The following is a 5,328-nucleotide window of genomic DNA, read 5'->3' as shown; positions in this document are numbered from 1 at the left end:
CAAAAGTGGGAGGCCACCATACCCGTTTACAAAGCGAACAGGAAAGTCAATGAAATCAACGGTCTACCCAGACCACCCCCGCGCCAGTGCTAGCTTTGCGTACCGTCACTTATTGCACTGAAAACGAGGAGACCCCGATTTCGTTTAAGCTATTGATTGTTGCTTTTTCTACCAATATAAAATCGGCGCTCCACTTACGTGGGCGCCGGTTTTTTTTCGCCTGTACAAGAAATTCTAAAGTTTGGATTACATGCACCGGCCATTCTCGGCGCTAGATAGGTCATCAGTTGTAGGGGAGTACAACTAAACCAAAGAATTGATCGCAATAGGGGCATTGCACAACACCCGCAATTGCGAGCAATCTTACAGGTCAATTGAGGCTCATGCGCAAGGCGCTTTTGCAGTAGCGGAAGGGCCCTCTGTCGTGTTCTCGCAATTGCTCATAGCACAATAAATCACGACAATTCAGTTGATCATGAATTCCAAAGTCGAATTGAGCGCAGATGAGTTTTTTGAGCAATGGCTAGAGCATTGCTCGAATGATGACCAGCGGGCCATCAACGACTTTGTTTTCTACAGGTACTTTTGGATATCGTGGACCAAGTTTTTGACAACCGGTGGGGACAAGGAAAACCCCAAGTGGGTCCACTGGACTGATGCAGATCCCCCACTGATCAAGAGTTATCTCGCTTCCGGTATCGAGTCTCGCGCCAACGGCGACACCAAAATCAGCGTGATCACCGAGCGTAGGTACTGGCGCCTGCTGGAGCGGGTGTATGACTACGCTGTGGAGCGCGGGTTGGTTGCGGAAAATCCTGCTGCAGGCATTGCCGACAAGGAAAAGCCTCCCTCTGAAGATCCCAAGGGGGCCATCCTGTCGCCCGTTGTCTGGGAGCAGTGCTTCAAGATCCTTCGAGAAGGCTCCGAAGATGCTGTGGGCCTGAAGGCCATCGACATCCGCAACCGAGCGCTTTTGCTGGTGCTCTTTGAGTTGGGGCTCACCTCGGCTGAAATCCGCGCGCTCACAGTCGAGTCCTTCGTAGACGGCGGAGCAGGGAAGGGCGCCTCGATCCGCATCACTTCGGGTGGCGTCAACCAACTGCGCACGATGGTCGTGTCGGATGAGGTGCGTTCGGCCGTGGCATCGTGGCTGCAGGTGCGCGCGACGGCTGGCAAACACGCGATGACGCCAGCTCTTTTCAGCTCGCAGACTGGCAAACCGATGACGGACGAAAACCTGCTGGTGCTCGTGCGCGCGCATCTGCTTGCCGCCAGTAGAGCTGCTGGTCAAAAGGACCCTGTGCGCGCTGGGCCGCAGATCGTCAGGAACACCAGGCTGGTGCAATGGATGTGGTCTGGGATGCCCCAGCCGGACGTGGCACTTCGCGCCGGCCTCAAAAATGTCCGGGGGCTTCTGCATCTTCGCCAGCATTTGCCTGACGGTCCACGCCTGGAACTCGCGCGGGAGGCCAGCCGAAAAGACGACGAACCGCTGCGCCCCGTTCTCCAGCGGTTGGCCTGAGCAACCCGCTGGGGCTCAGATACTGGTCTTCATCTTGTCCACCGCCCTGATGCGCTCTCCCATGCCGGCCTTCACATAGATGGCTGTGGTGTTGATGTTCTTGTGCCCGAGCAACTCCTGCACCACACTGAGGTTTCCTCCAGCCGCCTCCAGGGCTTTGTGCGCGTAGGTGTGGCGCAGCCAGTGGGTCGAAGCCCGCATGAAGGGGGCCTTTCCTTCACCCGCCATCTCGTGGGCATTGTCGGAGCAGATTTTGAAGAAACTCTTGAGGATGGAGTACAGCATGTGACTGGACAGGGCCCCATGCTCATTGACCGTGTACTTGATCTTGCCCACCTCGGCCTCGCGTTCGATCTCGATGGTGGGCAGCGCCTTGTTTGATCGCAAAGCCATCTGCGCGCGTTCGATGGCCAATCCCTTGTCTCTGGTGGAGATCCATCGATCATCCAGCACTCCGATCAGCGGCTGGTCTTCAGGTTTGACCTGGGTGAACAGCGCGAGCTTGCCCTGAGCCATCAGCTCTTCGCGGTCCTTGCGGTGCTCACGCAGGGCTTGCATCGTGGCCGCGTTCAGGGGGACCGTGCGTTTGCGCATGCCTTTGCCCAAGACCTCCAACACTCGGGACTCCACACCACGTTCCAGGGCTCGGTCGGTTTGCACATGGGCCCACCGCGCTTGCGCCACTTCCGCCCGTCGCAGCCCAGCGTTCTCGATCAGCCGAAACAGAGCGCGCAGCCTGCGCTTGGCGGGTCCATCCGGCAGATCTGCGAACGTGTCACCCACCACCTGCAGGTCAGCCTCCGTGAAGGATCGGAACACATCCATCGTCACCTGGTCGCGCTTTTGCCCGTCCACCGCCAGGGCTGCGTTGGCACTGATGTACCCTGATTTCTTCCAGTGCGTGTACATGGCCCGCACGGCGGAAAAAGTCACGTTCAGACTCTGGGCGTTGAGGGGGCCACGCAGAGGTCTCCATCCATCGGTGTACTTCTGCTTTGTGCCTTTGGCCACTTGCACCCAATGCTCTGGCGGGTTGATGAGGAATTTCTTGAACGCAAAGAAATCGTCTTCCGTGAGGGACGACAGCGCCCGCTTGCGTTCATGAATGGCCCAGAGGATCAATCGTTCTATGGCCCGTTGATAGGCTTCTTGGGTGTGGGGTGACTTTTGCTGGATCTTTCTGAACCACGCCTGTACCGCTTCAACATCATTCGACGCTTCCATCGTATTGGCCGCGAGTGCCCGGAACACTCCGTCGCTCCCGTCCAATTCTTCTGGCCACAGCATCGATGTCAGAGGCTGCATCTCATAGGGCGAAGAGATCTGCAGTTCACGGCTGTTGGCCAACGCGGGGAGTCGCGAAAGACCTGGTGCCGGCGTCAGCGTCCAGCGATGCAGCCAGGCCAGCAGGTTTTCTGCCCGCCTGACGCCGTAGCCAGGCAGTTCGTCGTACCAGCGGTCGCCCTTCAACGAGATCCAGTCCACCAGGTTTCCCAGCGTGATCACGCCCGCCTTGCCCAGGGCCTCCTTCTGACTACCGGACAATACAACCCACTGTTCGACGCGGTGAGCGCGCTCGGGCTTGGTGCCCAGGTGTTCATCCAGCCAGTTGATCGCATGCAAGACATCCGCCATCCGCTCGGCCGCACTGCGGCCTGCCTGAAGCACCTGCACCGCCCCGGCCTGTATTGAGGGTTTGGTCTCGGGGGCGAGGGGGATCTCTACCTGACTCGGGGAGGGCGCCAGGTCGGGAGCAGGTTCGGCCCTTGCTTCTGCCAGGGCCTCCTCGTACCGCTCGATCAGCTCAGCCTCCGAGAACATGTCCGGGTCGAACTGGGCCGCGAACTCTTCCAGGCTGAGCACCTTGGGTGCCTGCACCGTCACGGGTTGGGCCTGCACGGCGATGTCCACCTGTCCACTGGTGGGCGCTGGAAGCTCGGCGTTGCTGCCGGGTGACCCCACCGGCTCTGCGCTCACTATGGTCTGGTGGTCCCTGAGGACCCTCACCATAGCGCGGGCCTCTTGGGACTGTTCGATGCCGTTGGCTGCAGCCTCGATCCGGTCCAAAAGTTCCTGGTACTTCTTGACGAGCGCTGGACGCTCGGGCGCACGACCCGGCCACAGCATGTACTGGCGAGCTGCTACAGTGAGATCCACACCTTGGGCGATGGCGCGCAGCATCGCGAACTCGTCGGCCGTCGCATTGTTGTGGGCGATCCGGGTCTGCGAACCTGGTGGGCGTCCGCGTCGGCGAGCCGGTTTGACGCGCTGCGCGGGCTCCAGCGGCTGGCCACCGTCCAGATCCACAACCGCCAGTTTTCGGGGCTCGGCGAGGGCGCCGGATTCGGCGGGCGGTTGCGCTTCAGGAATTTCGGGCGTAGAGTGGGTCATGACCTTGAAAGACGAATTGTCCTCTTGCACTGGCGGCTTGGCCAACTGGCCGCAGCGCCAGCCCAGCCGGAACAACTAAGCTAAAAAGGAGCGGGATGTCCCCTCCTCTTTTTTTGAGCCTCGTTTAATGCTCCATAATGGATATTAAGGCAGATCAGATGTTAAATGCAAAACAATTTCAAACCGTCGAAAAATTACCGAACTTAACGAGACGATCAAAGCTATACAAAGTAACGTAACTATCCAATCTTGCGAAATTTGCGGCAGCGATGTACATTCCTCTCTGGAAGCCACGGTCAGGACGAGCCATGTCCGCCACGCGACCACAGGAGAACTAGATGCTTGCTTGGATAGATGGCCCATGTGGGCCGAGCGCACCCGCCGCGTTCGATCACTACGCGATCATTCGCCGTAGTGGCGACCTTGTGCCCTTTGAACCGCAGTTGATTGCTCAGGCCATGATGAAAGCGTTCCTGGCCGTGCATCAGACGATGCGGCGGTCTTGCACATGGCACCCGTTTTCCTACCCGATGAGCACCCTGTCGAGTCGCGTCTCGCAGTGGTATAGCCACGAACGCCTGGAGGTCCGCTTCCCGAAGATGGGCGGTGGCGCGCGCCTGAGCGCACGGCGCCGCAACAACACAGACCTTCGCGACGGATCTACTTCTGGCTTCTTCTCGGCGGCAAAGCCCAACCTGCGCAACGCGCCATAAGCGCACCACGGTTTGAAATCCCCATGAACACCCTGTCCATTTCCTCACCGTTTGCCCACCGCAATGCCCCAGACCTCTCGCAGGCGTCTCCTGATCCCTACGCGACAGCGGCCCAGTCTGCCGCTGTCTTGCGCTCGGGGGCGCAGTACCGCCGCGAGCGCATGGAAGCCGACGACATGATCACGACCGACGACGCTGCACTGCTGGCGGGCGCCAGCCGGGTGACCATCAACGCCTGGATCAAGTCGCGCCGCTGCATCGGGGTTTCCCACCTGCGCCGGGGTTTCAAATTGCCACGCTGGCAGTTCGAACCCAACCTGTGGCCCATCCTGCAGCCCTTGGCATCGGCCCTTGGCGCGTCCGATGGCTGGCAGGTGCTCACCTTCCTGGAGACGCCGGCATCGGCGCTGGACGGCCAGACACCGCGCGCCGCTCTTGAGCAGGGCGTCCCAGCGAAACACATCCTGGCATTGGCAACGGCTGAGGCTCACTGAATGACCTCGCCCCATGAACCTGACAGACCTCAATCCGCCATTCATTGAACTTCCCGACCGCCAAACTTGGCACCGCATCCAGCGCACCAGCTGGCGCAAAGACAGCGTGCGCACGCGCGGGTTCATCCTCCCGCCCTTCGGTGTTCCCACCGGCCGCTTCGATCTGTCCGACGAACCCACCGCCTACCTCGCCGATAGCGAGTTGACC

The 5,328-nt window shown here is 59.9% G+C and carries 5 protein-coding genes; 4 read left to right on the top strand and 1 reads right to left on the bottom strand.

The genetic code is table 11. The features are described 5' to 3' along the window. Positions 1 to 475: 475 nt before the first annotated feature. A complete protein-coding gene (locus ISS20_RS23425) occupies positions 476 to 1,522 on the top strand; it encodes a hypothetical protein (RefSeq protein ID WP_291440032.1) in 1,047 nt (348 codons plus the stop codon). Between the two features lie 15 nt (positions 1,523 to 1,537). On the opposite strand, the gene ISS20_RS23420 is transcribed toward ISS20_RS23425, so the two are convergent. Then, positions 1,538 to 3,913: a tyrosine-type recombinase/integrase gene (locus ISS20_RS23420; protein ID WP_218297999.1), complete on the bottom strand. Its 2,376-nt coding sequence runs from the start codon at positions 3,911 to 3,913 to the stop codon at positions 1,538 to 1,540. A 338-nt stretch (positions 3,914 to 4,251) separates the two neighbouring features. On the opposite strand from ISS20_RS23420, the gene ISS20_RS23415 reads away from it, so the two are divergent. From ISS20_RS23415 to ISS20_RS23405, 3 genes are all read left to right on the top strand, one after another. Further along, on the top strand, positions 4,252 to 4,626 hold the full coding sequence (locus ISS20_RS23415; protein ID WP_291440031.1) for a hypothetical protein: 375 nt from the start codon (positions 4,252 to 4,254) through the stop codon (positions 4,624 to 4,626). A gap of 23 nt (positions 4,627 to 4,649) precedes the next feature. Further along, positions 4,650 to 5,120 carry a hypothetical protein gene (locus ISS20_RS23410; RefSeq protein WP_060985853.1) on the top strand — a complete coding sequence of 157 codons (471 nt, stop codon included), beginning with the start codon at positions 4,650 to 4,652 and terminating at the stop codon, positions 5,118 to 5,120. Positions 5,121 to 5,133: 13 nt separating this feature from the next. Continuing rightward, the coding region (locus ISS20_RS23405; RefSeq protein WP_291440030.1) for a hypothetical protein at positions 5,134 to 5,328 on the top strand (195 nt) is incomplete at its 3' end.

The sequence above is a fragment of the Acidovorax sp. genome (assembly GCF_016783915.1).
Lineage (GTDB): Bacteria > Pseudomonadota > Gammaproteobacteria > Burkholderiales > Burkholderiaceae_C > Acidovorax.
The sequence above is the reverse complement of the archived record's forward strand: the minus strand, read 5'-3'. Positions and strand labels throughout refer to the sequence as shown.